This is a genomic window from Novosphingobium sp. UBA1939 (assembly GCF_002336885.1).
GTDB lineage: Bacteria > Pseudomonadota > Alphaproteobacteria > Sphingomonadales > Sphingomonadaceae > Novosphingobium.
Genome location: NZ_DDFB01000108.1, coordinates 1 through 16,944, shown reverse-complemented (window position 1 = coordinate 16,944; position 16,944 = coordinate 1). Strand labels below are relative to the sequence as shown.

Annotated in this window: 15 protein-coding genes; 8 read left to right on the top strand and 7 right to left on the bottom strand. The window is 66.2% G+C overall.

Features of this window, described 5'->3' with window-relative positions:
* The 3 genes from B3547_RS13620 to B3547_RS13610 all read left to right on the top strand — a co-directional run.
* Nucleotides 1–512: GcrA family cell cycle regulator (locus B3547_RS13620; protein ID WP_292963991.1), on the top strand; the 512-nt coding region annotated here is incomplete at its 5' end.
* 95 nt (nucleotides 513–607) lie between these two features.
* The gene (locus B3547_RS13615) at nucleotides 608–1,789 is read left to right on the top strand and encodes a GGDEF domain-containing protein (protein WP_124809819.1); all 1,182 of its coding nucleotides are present in this window, start codon (nucleotides 608–610) and stop codon (nucleotides 1,787–1,789) included.
* Between the two features lie 195 nt (nucleotides 1,790–1,984).
* Nucleotides 1,985–4,897: a TonB-dependent receptor plug domain-containing protein gene (locus tag B3547_RS13610; protein ID WP_124809818.1), complete on the top strand. Its 2,913-nt coding sequence runs from the start codon at nucleotides 1,985–1,987 to the stop codon at nucleotides 4,895–4,897.
* A gap of 168 nt (nucleotides 4,898–5,065) precedes the next feature.
* On the opposite strand, the gene B3547_RS13605 is transcribed toward B3547_RS13610, so the two are convergent.
* From B3547_RS13605 to B3547_RS13585, 5 genes are all read right to left on the bottom strand, one after another.
* Nucleotides 5,066–6,271 carry a type III PLP-dependent enzyme gene (locus tag B3547_RS13605; protein WP_124809817.1) on the bottom strand — a complete coding sequence of 402 codons (1,206 nt, stop codon included), beginning with the start codon at nucleotides 6,269–6,271 and terminating at the stop codon, nucleotides 5,066–5,068.
* A gap of 173 nt (nucleotides 6,272–6,444) precedes the next feature.
* A complete protein-coding gene (locus B3547_RS13600) occupies nucleotides 6,445–7,671 on the bottom strand; it encodes a serine hydrolase domain-containing protein (RefSeq protein WP_292963986.1) in 1,227 nt (408 codons plus the stop codon).
* Between the two features lie 70 nt (nucleotides 7,672–7,741).
* Nucleotides 7,742–8,935: a carboxynorspermidine decarboxylase gene (locus B3547_RS13595; RefSeq protein WP_292963984.1), complete on the bottom strand. Its 1,194-nt coding sequence runs from the start codon at nucleotides 8,933–8,935 to the stop codon at nucleotides 7,742–7,744.
* Between the two features lie 10 nt (nucleotides 8,936–8,945).
* Nucleotides 8,946–9,308, bottom strand: coding sequence for a hypothetical protein (locus B3547_RS13590; protein WP_292963982.1), 363 nt, complete (start codon nucleotides 9,306–9,308; stop codon nucleotides 8,946–8,948).
* Nucleotides 9,308–10,519 (bottom strand): saccharopine dehydrogenase family protein, encoded by a 1,212-nt coding sequence (locus tag B3547_RS13585; RefSeq protein WP_292963980.1) that lies wholly within the window; start codon nucleotides 10,517–10,519, stop codon nucleotides 9,308–9,310. The genes B3547_RS13590 and B3547_RS13585 overlap by 1 nt, the downstream gene beginning before the upstream one ends.
* A 75-nt stretch (nucleotides 10,520–10,594) precedes the next feature.
* Here B3547_RS13585 and B3547_RS13580 point away from each other — a divergent pair, with 75 nt between their 5' ends.
* The 5 genes from B3547_RS13580 (at nucleotide 10,595) to B3547_RS13560 (ending at nucleotide 14,534) form a co-directional block, all read left to right on the top strand.
* Entirely contained in the window at nucleotides 10,595–11,596 is a 1,002-nt protein-coding gene (locus B3547_RS13580) for a threonine ammonia-lyase (protein WP_292963978.1), read from the top strand.
* Between the two features lie 78 nt (nucleotides 11,597–11,674).
* Nucleotides 11,675–12,892: a DUF3419 family protein gene (locus B3547_RS13575; RefSeq protein WP_124809811.1), complete on the top strand. Its 1,218-nt coding sequence runs from the start codon at nucleotides 11,675–11,677 to the stop codon at nucleotides 12,890–12,892.
* Nucleotides 12,889–13,554: a class I SAM-dependent methyltransferase gene (locus tag B3547_RS13570; RefSeq protein WP_292963975.1), complete on the top strand. Its 666-nt coding sequence runs from the start codon at nucleotides 12,889–12,891 to the stop codon at nucleotides 13,552–13,554. The genes B3547_RS13575 and B3547_RS13570 overlap by 4 nt, the downstream gene beginning before the upstream one ends.
* 91 nt (nucleotides 13,555–13,645) lie before the next feature.
* The gene (locus B3547_RS13565) at nucleotides 13,646–14,074 is read left to right on the top strand and encodes an MAPEG family protein (protein ID WP_124809809.1); all 429 of its coding nucleotides are present in this window, start codon (nucleotides 13,646–13,648) and stop codon (nucleotides 14,072–14,074) included.
* A gap of 31 nt (nucleotides 14,075–14,105) precedes the next feature.
* Complete coding sequence (locus B3547_RS13560) at nucleotides 14,106–14,534, top strand: MAPEG family protein (protein ID WP_124809808.1); 429 nt, start codon at nucleotides 14,106–14,108, stop codon at nucleotides 14,532–14,534.
* Between the two features lie 4 nt (nucleotides 14,535–14,538).
* Here B3547_RS13560 and B3547_RS13555 read toward each other — a convergent pair whose 3' ends face one another.
* Nucleotides 14,539–15,744, bottom strand: coding sequence for a class I SAM-dependent RNA methyltransferase (locus tag B3547_RS13555; RefSeq protein WP_292963972.1), 1,206 nt, complete (start codon nucleotides 15,742–15,744; stop codon nucleotides 14,539–14,541).
* Nucleotides 15,741–16,944: NAD(P)H-hydrate dehydratase (locus B3547_RS13550; protein WP_292963970.1), on the bottom strand; the 1,204-nt coding region annotated here is incomplete at its 5' end. The genes B3547_RS13555 and B3547_RS13550, both read right to left, overlap by 4 nt.

Sequence of the window (16,944 nt, the reverse complement as noted above, 5' to 3'; positions counted from 1 at the left end):
CCAAGGTCGTCCGCCCGGCATCGGCCGAACCACGTGCCGCCGCGCCGGCGCCGCGCCCCGCTGCCGTCGCTCCGCCCAGCGCTCCCGTCGCCGCAGCCGCTCCGGCTCCGCGTCCTGCGCCAGCCGCGCCCGCCGGTGCCACGCCAGACGCGCCTGCAGCTCCCGCCGCTCCCCAACCACGGATCGTGTCGGTCGGCCCCGGAGGCTTCCTGCGCCAGGGCCCTGGCGATCAGCAGGCCCCCATTCCGCCGGCCCCGCCCCGCCGGCTCGTTCCCGCCCGTCCCAGCCCCGAAGTGGCGGAAAAGACCAGCCTGCTCGATCTGAACGATCGCATCTGCCGCTGGCCAATGGGCCATCCGGGCGAGCCCGATTTCCATTTCTGTGGCGAGAAAGTGAACCCCGGCTTCCCCTATTGCGTCGAGCATTGCGGACGCGCCTATCAGGCGCAGCTTCCGCGTGGGCATCGCCGTCCGCCGCCGCCCATGCCATTCGGCGGTCCGCGGGTGCGCTAACCTTCAGGAACCGCATTCTTCCGATGCGGTGGCGGAATCAGGGAAATCCGCATCGGAGGGATTAACTATAGCGCGATCCCGCCGTCCTGTGGGGCATGACCGATCATGACCCCAGCTTCCCCCGTAAGGCGCGATGGTTGGCCTGGCTTGGCCTTGCCCATGAAGAGCATGCTGATGCTTCCTCGACCGGATCGCACCCGGAAGAAGGTGCGGCGCACTTCTATCGCGATCCGACCCCGCAGGAAGTCTGGCTGCCCGCCAAGCGGCGAATGCTGGGCAAGATCACCGATTTCCTGATCGATCATGATCTCGATGTCCTGCCGTTCACGCTGGGCGTCGCCTATGACTGCGTCACGGGCGCGAGCCCCCGCCTGGCGCAATTGATCCTCGAACGCACCGAAGCTGGTCAGCTGGTGAACCTGCGCTGGCTGGAAGAAGTCGCGCGCGAGCACGACAACGACAAGAGCACCGAAGTGCTCACCTCCCTGATGAACCGTCTCGAGCGGAGCCTCGACGAGCTGGGTGAGACAACGGCGGGCGCGCGTTCGGCGACCAGCGAATACAACAGTGCCCTGCGCGAGCACTTTGACGAACTCGAGGAAGCGAGCGAAACCAACGCCGTCATCTCGCGCCTGGCGAAGCTGACCGAAGCGATGATCGACCGCACGCACCAGATCGAGAAGCAGCTGAGCGAAAGCGAACAGCGCACGCGCGAACTGCAGCGGACGCTGGACGAAACACGCCAGGTGGCCAATCACGATCACTTGACCGGCCTGCCCAATCGCCGCGCGTTCGAACATCTCCTGGAGCGCGAATATCGCGAAGCGCTGGCATCCGGCGAGGCGCTGGCCATCGCCTTCTGCGACATCGACCACTTCAAGCGGATAAACGACGTACACGGCCACCCGGCCGGAGATCGGGTGCTGAAGTTCGTCGCGGAATCGCTCGACAAGATTTCGGATGCGCGCTGCTATGTCGCGCGGCACGGCGGCGAGGAATTCGCGGTGCTGTTCCGCGGCATCACGGTGGAAAAGGCCTTCAGGAAACTCGACGCGACGCGCGAGGAAATCGCGCAGCGCCGGCTCGTCAACCGCGTTACCGACCTGCCCTTCGGCAGCGTGACCTTCTCGGCCGGCTTGGCGGACCTGTTCTCCTACGCCGACAAGAGCGCGGCGCTGAAGGCAGCCGACGAAGCGCTCTATGTCGCCAAGGAAAGCGGTCGCAACCAGATCGTCATCGCGCGCGGCGGCGGCCACGGGTTCGAAGCCGCGGCCTGACGATCGGCTTCAGCCGAAAGGACAAGGGGCGTTCAACGGCGACGGCATTTTTGTGCCAAATCGTGTCTGGTTAACATCAAATTGTGTCTCGCGTTTGCAACAGGTTGCCACGAGCTTCACGCGCAACGGTCTTTTGCGTTGCAAAATTGCCGTCTTTCCCAGCAAAATCATATATCCAAAGTTTCAGAGGCAACCATGAAAACCCATCTCAACGCCCTGGCCAGTGGACTGGCCCGGTCCGCCATTGCTGCCGCCTTGCTGGCTCCCGCTGCCGCGTTTGCGCAGGAGGCGCCACAGACGGCGGCCGAAAACGGTGCAACCGAAGCGGCCCAGCCGGAAATCGTGGTGACCGGATCGCGCCTGCGCCGCACGACGGACTACGCGACCGCCAGCCCTACCGTATCGCTCGGCTCGCAACTCCTGCAGCAGTCCGGCACCACCAACCTCACCGACTTCCTCACCGGCCTGCCCGCGCTGGTTGGCTCGTCGACGTCGCGCGACAACTCGGGCGATCGCGCCGGCATCGGCACGACCGGTCTCAACCTGCTCAACTTGCGCAATCTGGGTGTCGATCGCACGCTGGTGCTGGTTGACGGCCGCCGCCATGTCTCGGGCCTCGAAGGTTCGCAGGCGGTAGACATTAACACCATTCCCGAAGACCTGATCGATCGGATCGACGTGCTCACCGGCGGCGCTTCCGCCGTCTATGGCGCCGATGGCGTCACCGGCGTGGTCAACTTCGTGCTCAAGAAGAACTTCGAGGGCATCACCGCGCGCGCGCAGGCCGGCATCAGCAAATACGGCGATGCCGGAAACAGGCTGATCGGCATCACGGCTGGCCACAATTTCGCGGGCGGACGTGGCAATATCTCGATCGCCTACGAATATGGCGGAGAGGATCGGCTGAATTCCCGACAGCGGCCCGAACTGAGCGGCACGGATGCCGTGAGCTTCGTGCGCAATCCCAACTACGTGGCGGGCCAGCCTGGCTCCTACTCCCGCATACCAATGAAGGATGTCCGCTATCAGTGGACCGCCCGCGGCGGGGCGGTGGATGTCGATTTCGATGGCGTTCCCGACTTCAACGGCGATGGACGGCCCTACAATCTCGGAACCGCAATTCCCGGCGGCTATTCGGTCGGCAGCGACGACACGCTGGTTTCCGACTATCGCAACGACCTGCGCCCTTCCACCAACCGCCACGTCGTCAACCTGCTCGGCCACTTCGACGTGTCCGACAAGCTGCAACTGTTCGGCGAGGTCAAGTACGCCAACGTCAAGGCCTATTCGCTGGCCCAGCCTACGTTCGACTATTACCTGTTCGTGCCGGAGGACAACCCCTACATCCCGGCCGCGATCAAGTCGGCGATCGATCCGGCAAACGGCGGCGTGCTCGTCACGCGCGACAATTTCGACCTTGGCCAGCGCGGCGAAAGCATCAAGCGCGAAACCTGGCGGACCGTGGTCGGCGCGCGGGGCGATCTGAACGAAAGCCTGCACTACGAAGTCAGCTATGTCTTCGGGCAGACCAACGTTACCAACCATTACGTCAACGATCGGTACACCGACCGGTTCATGGCCGCGATCGATGCCGTGGACGACGGCACCGGCAAGATCACCTGCCGGGTCAATCTCGATCCTACGGCGGCGCCGGCCATCACGTTCAAGCCCGGCGCATGCGTACCGTTCAACCTGTTCGGCGAAGGCAAGTCCTCGCAGGCCGCGCTGGATTTCATCCACGCCAATACCACCGAGCATTCGCGCATCACGCAGCATGTGGTGAACGGCTTCGTCAGTGGCGATACGCGCAGCTTCTTCTCGCTTCCGGGCGGCCCGGTCGGCTTCGTGCTGGGCGGCGAATACCGCAAGGAAAGCTCGCGCTTCGACCCCGATCCGCTGGAAGTGCAGGGCCTGACGTTCTCGAACGTGCTGAACCCCAGCCGCGGATCGTTCGACGTGAAGGAAGGCTTCGCGGAAATCGATGTTCCGGTGTTCAAGGACCGGCCCTTCTTCCAGACGCTCGATTTCAGCGCGGCGGTGCGCCTGTCGGACTATTCGTCGATCGGGCACACCACCACCTGGAAGTTCGACGGCAACTGGGCACCGGTGCGCGACATCCGCTTCCGCGGTACCATCTCGCAAGCCGTTCGCGCGCCGAACATCTCGGAACTCTACGGCGCATCATCGCAGACTTTCGCGTTCTTCGATGATCCCTGCATCGTCGCCAACCGTTCGGCGGGCACGTCAAGCCGCGCGGCCAACTGCCAGGCTATCCTGTCGCAAGCCGGGCTGACGCCGGCGCAGATCGCCGCGTTCGATGATACGCGATCGACCAACATCGCGGGAACGCAGGGTGGCAACTCGGGCCTGCGTGCTGAAGTCGCGCGGACGTGGACGGCCGGTGTCGTGCTGACTCCGCGCTTCGTGCCGGGCCTGCAGGTGTCGTTCGACTGGTACGACATCAAGCTGAAGCAAGCGATCAACACGGTCGAAGCGCAGCAGCTTGCCGAACTGTGCGTCGACCAGCCGACGATCAACAACCAGTTCTGCTCCGCGATCCATCGCGCCAGCGGCACCGGCCTGATCGACGACTTCACGCTGCAGCCCCAGAACGTCGCGAATTTCCGCACTTCCGGCCTCGACGTGAACCTGAATTACCGCTTCGCGGTGAAGAAGATCGGCGCGTTCGAGCTGAAGCTGATCGGCAGCTATCTCAACAAGCTGAGCACCATCGGCACGCCGGGCGCCGAGCCGACCGACGAGCGTGGACAGGCTTACTATTACTCGCCCAAGTACCAGCTCTATGCGAGCGCGACCTATTCCACGGGCCGCTTCGCGTTCAACTACAACATGTCTTGGTGGGACAAGACGCTGCGCTACACGCTGGTGCAGCAGGCAAACAACCCCAACTACGTCGCGCCGGAATACAAGTATTTCAAGCCGCGCGCCGTTCATAACATCTACGCCAGCGTCGATGTGCAGAAGAACTTCCAGTTCTATGGCGGGATCAGCAACCTGTTCAACCAGAAGCCTGACCTCGGATCAATCCTCTATCCGACCGAGGACATCGGCACGTCGTTCTATGCCGGCGCGCGCGTGAAGTTCTGACCATGTCCGGGGAGGAGGATGCCCTGCACCACGCAGGGCATCCTTCCCGGGCGGCCTTGCCAAACTGCAGGGGCCGCTCCCCGCATCCGGCCTGTCACGGGCGGCAAACGAAAAAGGCCCCGCCATCGGCGGGGCCTTTTCTTTCCGGTCCGCAGCGGCGGAACGGTATCAGCGCAGCGAGACGACGTTATCCGAAACGCGCGGATCGCGCCGATCGCCGCGATACTGGCTGGCCATCGGTTCGTCCGACACCTCGAACACCTCGGTCGCGCCGAAGCCGTTGAACGCGGTCTTCATCGCCGCACCATAGGCCCCGAGCATACCGATCTCGATGTAGTCGCCCGCCTTGATGTCCGCCGGCAGTTCGAACGGACCGTCCATGTGGTCCATGTCGTCGCAGGTCGGGCCATAGAAGCTGAACGGCACGAATTCGTCCGAAGCCTCTTCGCGCAGCAGCTTCACCGGGAAGCGCCAGCCGACATGCGCGGCATCGAACAGCGCGCCATAGGCGCCATCGTTGATGTACAGCTCGTCTCCACGGCGCTTTTCGACGCGCACGATCATCGAGTTGTATTCCGCGCAGAGCGCCCGGCCCGGCTCGCACCACAGTTCGGCCGAATAGGACACCGGCAGCGATTCATACGTGCGGTCGATCACGCCGAAGTAGTCCTCCAGCGGCGGCGGCTCCATGCCCGGATAGATCGATGGGAAACCGCCGCCCACGTCGATGATATCGACGAGGACCGAGGCATCGACGATCGCCGCGCGCGCCTTTTCCAAAGCCTGCACATAGGCATGGGGGCTCATCGCCTGGCTGCCCACGTGGAAGCACACGCCCAGCGAATCCGCCGCCTGGCGCGTGGCCTGGAGCAATTCCGCCGCATCGGCCAGATCACAACCGAACTTCGAAGCGAGGCTCAGTTCCGAATATTCCGACGACACGCGCAGCCGCACGCACAGCGTGAGGTCTTCGGCCGCGTTGCCGGCGTCGTCAGCGGTGGCCGCCTTGATCTTCTCCAGTTCCTCGAGCGAATCGAGGCTGAACACGCGCACGCCATGATCGCGATAGGCCTCGCGGATCGCGCCGGGCGCCTTGACCGGATGCATGAAGCACAGCGTGGCTTCGGGCAGCGTCGTGCGCACCAGCCGGGCCTCGGTGATCGAGGCAACGTCATAGTGCGTCACGCCGGTATCCCACAGCACGCGCAGAAGCTCGGGCGAAGGATTCGCCTTCACCGCATAGAGCGACTTGCCCGGAAACTTCTCGACAAAGAAGCGGGCAGCGCGCGCAGCGGCGTGCGGGCGATTCAGAATGGCGGGTTGGTCAGGCGCCGAGGCGCCAACTACAGCCAGTGCGTCAGGATAGATGTGCAACTCAAGGGACCCCCAAACGGAACAGTTGAACAAAGCTGCCTTGCGGTTTGGAAGTCCCCATGGGGCAGCGAGAGGGGGTACATAAGGCTACCGTTGTGAACTTCAAGTGAAAATCTTCGCGCTTCAAATCCTTGTCACTGAACTGAAACACAAGCTGCCGGAATCCAGTGTTTTCAGGGTTTCAGCGCCTGCGCAAGCGCGCGCCAGGCGGGCAGCGAAACGGCGGCGTTGGCGCTGTTCGCGGCCACGGGGTGCGAGGCGAATCGTGCGATCACTATCTCCGCCTCCGGGTCGATCCACAACGTCTGCCCATGGATGCCCCGCGCCGAGAAACAGCCGTGTTCGTCGTGGCTGATCCACCACTGGCTGCGATAGCTCCAACCCGGCAATTCGGGGTAACGCCCGGCGAGGTCGAACTTCGCCGGATCGCCCCCTGCGCGGATGCGCGCGATCACGGCTGGCGGGATCACGCCCGCCCCGCCGGTGCGGATTGCCTCCCCGAACCGTGCCAGGTCTTCCAGCCGCAGGTTGAGCCCTCCCCCGGCGAACGGCGTCCCCACCGGGTCCAGCAGCATGTCCGCGTCGCCCGGCAAGCCCAGCGGCCGCCACAGGCGTTCCGACAGCGTTTCATGCAGGCGCCGGCCCTCGATCCGGGCGATGATCCAGGCGAGGACATCGGTGTTGGCGGTGCGATAGACGAACGCCTCGCCGTGCTGCCCCGCCTTGCGGATGGTGGGCAGGAAATCGGGCAGACACGAGGGGCCGGCGTAGCCCGCGGGGCGGGGCGTGAGCGCCAGCGCAGCACTGAGCGCGCCGATGCCCGAGGAAGGATCGGCATAATCCTCGGAAAAATCGATCGCGGTCGTCATGTCCAGGATCTGCCGCACCGTGGCATCGGCAAAGCCGCTGCCGGCCAGCTCCGGCACATAGTCCAGCGCGGGAGCGGCGGGATCAAGTCGGCCCTCCTCGATCAGCATCTCGGCCAGCGAACCGACGAAGCTCTTTGTCATGGAAAAGACGATGTGGCGCGTTTCCGGTCCGGTCACGCCGAACCAGCGTTCGAACACCACCCGGCCGCGATGGAGCACGAGGATGCCATCGGTGAAGGCCTCCAGCAGCGCCTCTCCGATCGTGATCGTTCCCTCGCGCCCCAGCGGCGCGAAGCGCACCCCGTCCAGATCATCATCGACGGCGCGGGGCAGCGGCGTTCCGCCCGCGCCGGCAACGCGCGCGGTCGGCGTGAATTCACGCATATGGGAAAACGCCCAACGCGTGGTGGGAAAGCGCATGTGATCGGCGCGCGCGGCCAACAGGCGCTTGTCCGGCGCAGGGGGCGAACCCTGCATCCAGCCCATCGTCACGGGATCGCTGGTGATCGCATCGAGCAGCTTGTCCGGCATTCAACCCTCTCCGTTTTCGTTTTCGGAAAGGAACATGCCCCAGGGTGCCCGATCAGGCCAGCCCTCCCGATCAGGAAAGCCTGTCGCGGAAATCCTCGTAGGCGAAGTGCCGCACGCATTCGAGCGCGTCGGTTTCGCTGTCCCACAACCAGATCGATGGCAGCGGCACGCCGTTGAACGTCGTGGTCTTGACCATCGAGTAATGCGCCTGATCGAGAAACGCGAAGCGCGCGCCGGGTTCGGCCCGCACCGGCAGGCGGAAATCGCCGATCACGTCGCCGGCAAGGCACGAAGGACCGCCCAGACGCACGGCCTCTCCTTCCCCGCCTTCGTATTCGTCCGTTGGCCGCTCGCCCAGCATGGCGGGGCGGTAGGGCGCTTCCAGCACGTCGGGCATGTGGCAGGTCGCGGAAATATCGGTGATGGCGATCGGCATCCCGTTCCAGTGGGTATCAAGCACGGTGCCCACGAGGATTCCGGCATCCAGTGCCACCGCCTCGCCCGGTTCGAGATAGATTTCACACCCGGTTTCGGCCTTCACCTGCTGCAGGAACGCCACCAGATCGTCGCGCTGGTAATCGGCGCGGGTGATGTGGTGGCCGCCACCGAAGTTCAGCCATTCAAGGCGCGGGAAGAACCGCTCGATGCGCGGCTTGAGTGCTTCCCAGGTCCGCTGGAGCGGTTCGAAGTCCTGCTCGCACAGCGAATGGAAATGCAGCCCGGTCACGCCTTCCATGTGCGCGTCGGTCAGTTGGTCGACCGGGAAGCCCAGGCGCGAATGCGGCGCGCATGGATCGTAGCGCGGCACTTCGCCTTCGGCGTGGAGCGGGTTGATGCGCAAGGCCACGTCGAAGCGCTCGCCAGCGCTGCGCGCGGCGGCAAGCTCGCCGGAGAAGCGCGCATGCTGGCCGGGCGAATTGAAGATCACATGGTCGGACAGGCGCAGGATCTCGGGCAGGTCCTCCGCCTTGTAGGCCGCGCAATAGGTCGCGATCTCGCCGCTGTAGTGCTCGTCGGCGAGCTTGGCTTCCCACAGGCCGGAAGTGCAGACGCCATCGAGGTACTGGCCGACGATGGGCGCGACGCGCCACATCGAGAACGCCTTGAGCGCCGCCAGAACCTTGATCCCCGCCCGGTCGCGCACGTCGGCCAGCACCGCCAGATTGGCGCGCAGCCGGGCCGCGTCCACGACGAACGCGGGGCTATCCACGCGCGACAGGTCAAAATGGGCGAACGCGCCCGGATCACCGGCTCTGGTTTCCATGGGCAGTCCTTCAGTCGATGCAGAGGCCGGGCTGCGCCTTGCCGTCCCGCACTTCGGCGAAGCAGCCGAACAGCCGGTCGTCGGCCTGGCACTTCCCCGATGCAGGTTCACCGGCGGCGGGCAATCCGCCCTCGCGATCGGCAATGCAACGCCCCTGGCAATCGGCCTTGTCGTTGCAAGCCTTGCCCGCATCGGCATAGCGATGGACGCACAGTTCCGCCCCCATGCGCCCGCGCCGCTCCAGGAACCCGCCGCTCGCCGCGCACGACGGGCCAGATTGCGCCACGGGTGCGGAAGGCACCGTCGGCGCCTTGGCCGGCGCGCAGGCCGATAGCGCCTGGCAGGCGACAAGACTGATCAGCAGGCGGCGCATCAGAATGCCAGCGGTCCTTCCAGTTCCTTCACCTGCCAGGGCAGGCCGTGCTTGTTCAGCATGTCCATGTAGGGATCGGGATCGAACTGTTCCATGTTGAACACGCCCTCGCCCTTCCACGCGCCCTGCACCATCAGCGCGGCGCCGATCATCGCCGGCACGCCGGTGGTGTAGCTGACCGCCTGGTTGCCGGTTTCGGCATAGGCGTCCTCGTGATCGCAGATGTTGTAGATGTAGAAGGTCTTCTCGCCCGAACCGTCCAGCGCCTCGCCCGTGGCGATGTCGCCGATGTTGGTCTTGCCCTTGGTGGTGGAACCAAGGCTCGACGGTTCGGGCAGCACGGCCTTCAGGAACTGGAGCGGGATGATCTCCTTGCCTTCGTAGATCACCGGGTCGATCCGCGTCATGCCCACGTTCTGCAGCACGGTGAGGTGCGTGATATAGGCGTCGCCGAAGGTCATCCAGAAGCGCGCGCGCTCCATTTCCGGAATGAACTTCGCCAGGCTTTCCAGCTCCTCGTGGTACATCAGGTACATGTTCTTCGGGCCGACCGCCTCGAAATCGAAGGTCTGCTTCACCGCCATCGCCGGGGTTTCCACCCAGTCGCCGTTCTCCCAGTGGCGCGCCGGCGCGGTCACTTCGCGGATGTTGATTTCCGGGTTGAAGTTGGTGGCGAAGTGCTGGCCATGATCGCCGCCGTTGCAATCGAGAATGTCGAGCGTGCGGATGGTCTTGAGCTTGTGCTTCTTGAGCCACATCGCGAACGCGCTGGTCACGCCCGGATCGAAGCCCGAGCCCAGCAGCGCCATCAGGCCCGCGGCCTTGAACTTTTCCTGATAGGCCCACTGCCACTTGTATTCGAACTTCGCTTCCTCGCGCGGTTCGTAGTTGGCGGTGTCCATATAGTTGACGCCGGCGGCAAGGCAGGCGTCCATGATCGCCAGGTCCTGATAAGGCAGCGCGAGGTTGACGACGAGGGCGGGCTTGACCTCCCGGATCAGCGCGGTCGTCGCGGCCACGTCGTCGGCATCGATCTGGTAGGTCGCCACGTCGCGCCCGGTACGCTGCTTCACCGAGGCGGCGATCGCATCGCACTTGCTCTTGGTGCGGCTGGCGAGAACCACTTCGCCAAAGATATCCGGGTTCATCGCCATCTTGTGGACCGCGACCGAGCCGACGCCGCCTGCGCCGATGACGAGTACTTTAGCCATGGGTTCTCCAAACATTTTCAACCGCCGCGCGGCACGGCGCGGGACATTCATGGCAAGCGCCTTTAGGGGATAGGAATGACAAACCCAAGTCCTCCTTCTTCCTCAGACCCCGCTTCCGTCCGCCGCCCCACCCGCGATGGCGTGCGGCGAGCGAGCGCGAAGATCGCGGACATCCTGCCACAAACCCCGTTGCTGCCGCTGGATGTCAACGGTGTGACAATCTGGTGCAAGGTAGAGAGCCTGCAACCCGTCGGCGCGTTCAAAATCCGCGGTGCGTGGCACCGGATGAGCGATCTGACGCCGGAGGAGCGCACACGCGGCGTGGTGGCGGTATCGAGCGGCAACCACGCGCAGGGCGTGGCTTGGGCCGCGCGCAGGCTGGGCGTCGCGGCCACGATCGTGATGCCGTCCGACGCGCCGGGGGTGAAGCTGGAAGCGACGCGGGCACTGGGCGCGCAGATCGTGCTCTACGAACGGATGCGCGAATCGCGCGATGCCATCGCCGCCGATCTCTGCGCGAAAACCGGGGCCGTGCTGGTCCACGCCTATGGCGATCCCTGGGTGATCGAAGGGCAGGGTTCGGCGGGCATCGAACTGGCGGCGCAGATGGAAGCGCGGGCCGGCGGCGCGCCCACGCGGATCGTCTGTCCTTGCGGTGGCGGCGGGCTGACTGCCGGCCTCGCCCTCGCCTGCCCCGATGCGGAAATCGTACCGGTGGAGCCGGAAGGCTGGGACGACGTGACGCGCAGCCTGGCGGCGGCGCATATACTGCCGCTTGACGCCAACCCGCCGCCAACCGCCTGCGACGCCTTGCAGACCCCGGTGACCTTCCCCGTGAATTTCGAGGTGATGACGGCGCGCGGGCTGAAGGGCGTGACCGTGAGCGAGTCCGAGGTGCGCGCCGCGCAACGCCTGGCGTTCGCCAAGCTGAGGCTGGTGATCGAGCCGGGCGGCGCAGCGGCGCTGGCGGCCGTGCTGGCGGAAAAGGTGCCGGCCGACGGGCGCACCGCCGTGCTGCTGTCGGGCGGAAACGTCGATCCCGCATCTTTCCTGCAGGTGATCGCCTCATCCGGCTGAACCGGATCTTCTGCCACAATACCGCAACGTCCGAAGCCTAATCGCGCGTCATCCATTGGCGATGTCCGAGGTTTCGCAATGCTGGAGAGAGCGCGCGCTCATCCGATTACCCGTTCGGTGGTCCGCAAAGGTTCGGGAGTGGCCAACCGCCTGCTGGATCACACGTTTGCCCTCGCGTTTCGGGGCCTCGTCTATGCCCAGATCTGGGAAGATCCCGAAGTGGACATGGAGGCTTTACAGATTCGCCCCGACAGCCGCATGGTCGCCATCGCCAGCGGCGGCTGCAACGTGCTGTCCTATCTCGTTGCCGATCCGCAGGCGATCACCGCCGTCGATCTCAACACCGCGCATATCGCACTCAACCGGCTCAAGCTCGCCTCGGCCCGACACCTGCCCAGCCACGCGCTGTTCCGCCGCTTCTTCGCCGATGCTGACAGTCGCGCCAACATCGCCGCCTACCGCGAATGGGTGGCCCCGCACCTCGACGATGTCAGCCGCCGCTACTGGGAAGGCCGCGACCTGACCGGACGCCGCCGCATCGGCGGCTTCAGCAAAGGCATCTACAAGCGCGGACTGCTCGGCAACTTCATCGGCGTGGCGCACCTTCTTGCGAAGCTGTACCGCATCGACCTGTCGGAAATCCTCGCCGCGCCGACGCTGGAGGAGCAGCGCCGCGTGTTCGAGGAAAAGCTGGCCCCGGTGTTCGACCGCCGTTTCGTGCGCTGGCTGACCGACCAGCCGGCCTCGCTGTTCGGCCTTGGTATTCCCCCGGCGCAGTTCGATGCGCTGGCCGGCGACCAGCCGATGGCGGCGGTGTTGCGCCAGCGGCTGGAAAAGCTGGCCTGCGGCTTCGCCATCAACGACAACTATTTCGCCTGGCAGGCCTTTTCGCGCGGGTACGGCAAGGCGCCGGAATGTCCGTTGCCACCCTACCTGCAGGAAGCGAACTGGAACGCCGTGCGCCAGCGCGCCGAACGTGTGACGGTGCGCCACGCCAACATGACCGAACACCTGGCGCAGCAGGACGCGGCCTCGCTCGATCGCTACGTGCTGCTCGACGCGCAGGACTGGATGACGGACGGCCAGCTCAACGCGCTGTGGCAAGAAATCACCCGCACCGCCCGCCCCGGCGCGCGCGTGCTGTTCCGCACCGCCGCGGCACCCAGCCTGCTGCCGGGCCGTGTCGATGACGCGCTGCTGGCGCGCTGGCGCTATCACGATGCCCTGTCGCTTGATCTGACCACGCGCGATCGCTCGTCGATCTACGGCGGCGTCCACCTCTACGAACTGGCATGAGCACGATACTCACCCGCCCGGCCACGGAATCGCACGGCGCGCTGATGGATTCGATCTATCGCCGCCAGCGCCACATCTATGACGCGACGCGCAAATACTACCTGTTCGGCCGCGATACGCTGATCGACCGAATGGGCTGCACACCGGGGCAAAGCGTGCTGGAAGTCGGTTGCGGCACCGGGCGCAATCTGGACCGGATCGGATCGCGCTGGCCGTGGGTGCGACTGCACGGTTTCGACATATCCACGCAGATGCTGGAAACGGCGCAAGCCCGGCTTGGCACCGATGCGCGGCTGGCGCTGGGCGATGCGACCGACTTCGATCCGGCCGCCCTGTTCGGCATCGGCCAGTTCGATCATGTGATGATTTCCTTCGCGCTGTCGATGATCCCCGACTGGCGTGCGGCGATCGATCAGGCGGCGCGCGTGCTGGCGCCGGGCGGCAAGCTCCATATCGTCGACTTCGGCGATCTGGAGGGCCTCCCCCGCCCCTTACGCGCCGTGCTCAACGGCTGGCTGGCCCGTTTCCATGTCACGCCCCGGCTCGATCTGGTGGAATCCGCCGAAGCCGTGGCCCACGCGCGCGGCCTTACGGTGCGCTCCCGGCGCGGACCGCTGGGTTACTACCGCATCGTCACGCTGCGCCGGCCAGACACGGACTGACGCCACGGACTGACGCCGCATACCGGTTGCATTTGACAATCGATCCCACTGTCCACAGTCTTCCCTCCTGCAAAGGGTGGAGAGGATAACGATGCAACAGGCAATGCTGGCGCCCGCCGCTGTTCTGGTGGCGTGGTCGCTGATCATGCTCGGATGGGCCGCCGCCACGCGCCTGCCCGCGCTGTCGCGGATCGGCGGCATGGCCAATGCCAAGCCGGGCGGACGCGGGCAGGATCTGGAAGGCGTGCTGCCGCCGGTGGTAAACTGGAAATCGCACAACTACACGCACCTGATGGAACAGCCGACGCTGTTCTACGCGGTGGTGGCGATCCTGGCGATCGCTGGGGCCGACCGGATCGATGTGGGGCTGGCCTGGGGCTATGTCGGCCTGCGCGTGGTGCATTCGCTGTGGCAGGCGACGGTCAACCGGGTTCCGGTGCGCTTCATGCTGTTCAGCCTTTCCACGTTCTGCCTGATCGGCCTTGCGGTCCGGGCCGTGCTGGCAACCGTCGTCATCTGACACGCAAATTCAAAAGAGGGGGAGAATGCCAATGATCGGAATGACCATCCTGAAACCGGTGGTGCTGCTGGCGGCGTGGACCATGGTGATGTGGCTGTGGATGTACGCCAAGCGCATCCCCGCGATGAACGCCGCGAAAATCGACAGCGCCAACCTCGTTGGCGGCACCGGCAAGGATCTCGATGCCGTGCTGCCCCCCAATATCCAATGGATCGCCCACAACTACAACCACCTGCACGAAGCACCGACCGTGTTCTACGCGGTGGCGCTGGTGCTGGCGATCACCGGCCACGGCGATGGCCTGAACGCCACGCTGGGCTGGAGCTATGCCGGCCTGCGCGTAGTACACAGCCTTGTGCAGGCAACGGTCAACCGCGTGCTGGTACGGTTTGCGCTGTTCGCGCTGTCGACGTTCGTGCTGATGGCGCTGGTCGTCCACGCCGCGCTGGCGGTGTTCTGACCGCTCAACCCTTTAGGAACAGGCTGGCCAGTTCGACGTGAGTCGACCAGCGGAACTGGCCCACCGGGCGCAGTTCGGCCAGCCTGTATCCCCCGGCGATCAGCGTGGCCGCATCGCGCGCCCAGCTTGCCGGGTTGCAACTGACATAGACCACGCGCGGCACGCGGCTTTCGGCGATCTGCGCCACCTGTTCGCGCGCGCCGGCACGCGGCGGATCGAGTAGCACCGCGCCGAAGCGATCGAGTTCCTCGGCGCGCAGCGGGTTGCGGAACAGATCGCGGTGCAAGGCATGGACCGGCCGCCCGTTCATCCGCGCGGCGGACTGGCAGGCCAGGTGCGCATCGCGCGCGGCTTCGGCGGCCAACACCTTGGTGCCCGGCCCGGCAAGGGCGAAGGCGAAGGTCCCCAACCCGGAAAAGAGATCGGCCACCGTCGGCGCATCGGCCAGCCATGCGCACGCGGCCGACGCCAGCGCGGCTTCCCCATCCTGCGTGGCCTGAAGGAAGCCGCCCGGCGGCAGCGCGACCGGGGTTCCGCCCAGCGTGATGGTAACCGGCTCCGGCTCCCACACCGTCTCCGCGCCATAACCGGAATCGAGCGTGAGGCGGGCAAGGCCATTGTCGCGCGCGAAATCCAGCAGCGCTTCGGTCTGGCGCAGACCTTCGGCGACCAGGCCCTGCAACCCCACCGCAACGCCCTGATCGGCCAGCGCCAGTTCGATATCGACCGCGAGCTTGCGATCGTTCCAGCCTTCCAGCAGCTTGCGCAACGGCGCCACCAGCGCGAACAGTTGCGGTGCCAGCACCGCGCATTCGCGCATGTCCACGATCCGGTGCGATCCCTGTTCGCGGAACCCCAGCACCACGCGCCGGCCGATGGCTTGCGCGTGCAGCGTGGCGCGGCGGCGCGTGTGCGGCGGGGAGAGGTGCGCGGGCAGGATCGATTCGGCCTCAAGCCCCTGCCCCCGCGCCGCACCGGCGACGCGATCCTGCACGTAGTCCACCAACGCCTTTTCGGAGAGGTGCTGCAACTGGCAGCCACCGCACGCGGGAAAGTGGCGGCAGGCCGGATCGACATGCTCCGGCCCCCGCGTCAGCGTGCCATCGCTTTCCAGCACGTCGCCCGGAGCGGCCAGCGCCACATAGCGTCCGTCGGCGGTGGCGCCTTCGCCTTTCGCGGCGACGCGGACGATCAAGGCCGGGCCGGTCATGCGATCGCCGCCCGCACCGCCAGCCGCGTCGCGCGGGCCAGATCGAGCGCGGTAAAGGCGGGGCCGGCAAGCCGCGCCGCCTCGCCATGAAGCCACAGCCCTTCCCGCGCGGAGCGCAAGGCATCGCCGTGCGTGGCCAGCCGGCTCGCGATCATCCCGGCAAGCACGTCACCCGATCCCGCGACCGCCAGCCAGCTTGACGCGCGCGGCGCAAGCGTAACCGGGCCATCGGAAGCGGCGATCAGGCTGTCCGGCCCCTTCAGCAGCACCACGGCTCCGCTCGCGCGGGCAAGCGCTCCGGCCCGCTCGCGGCGATGGCCGCCGCCCTCCAGACCAAAGGCCCGTTCCAGCGCGGCCATCTCGCCCTCGTGCGGCGTCAGTACGCAAGCCGCGCGCAAGGGCAGGTCCGGCCCCAGCAGCATCAGCGCATCGGCATCGATCACCGTGGGCAAGCCGCGCGAAACCACCGCGCCCAAACGCGCGCGGGCGGTCTGCCCCCGGCCCAGCCCCGGCCCGACCAGCAACGCCGCGATGCGTTCATCGGCGATGCCCGTGGCAACGTCTTCCGCGCAGACCAGTTCGGGCGGCACGCCATCCGGCCGCCAATCGGCCAGCAGGCGCACATAGCCGGCGCCCGCCCGCAGCGCCGCTTCCGCCGACAGCAGAGGCGCGCCGGGCATCTCGCCCGCCACAATGGCCAGCAGGCCGCGCCGGTACTTGTGGGAATCGGCGGGNNGAAACGCGGGCTTGTCCAGCACCGCCGCCGCGCCCGGCACCGCCGCCACGCCGATATCGACCAGCCGCAAATGCCCCATCGCCGCCGCCGCCGGCATCGCGAAATGCGCGTGCTTCCATGCGCCCAGCGCCACGGTCACGTCCCAGTTCGGCAGCCCCTCGTTGAGCGGCCGGCCGCTGTCGCTCTCGACCCCGCTGGGCAGATCGACCGTGATCCTGAAATGATGCGCCGCCGCCAGACGCTGCAACAACGCAAGAAGGTCGTCGGGCAGCGCGCGCGTCAGGCCGCTGCCGAACAGGCAATCGACAAATACCTCGCCATGCACGGCCGCGTCCGGCCCCAGCACCGTGCCGGTAAACAGGCCACGCGCGTTGCGCGCGGCGTCCGTCCCCGGATCGCGCGCGGCGATCACGGTGACGGTGGTGCCATGCTCCTGCAAATGGCGCGCGATGACATAGCCGTCG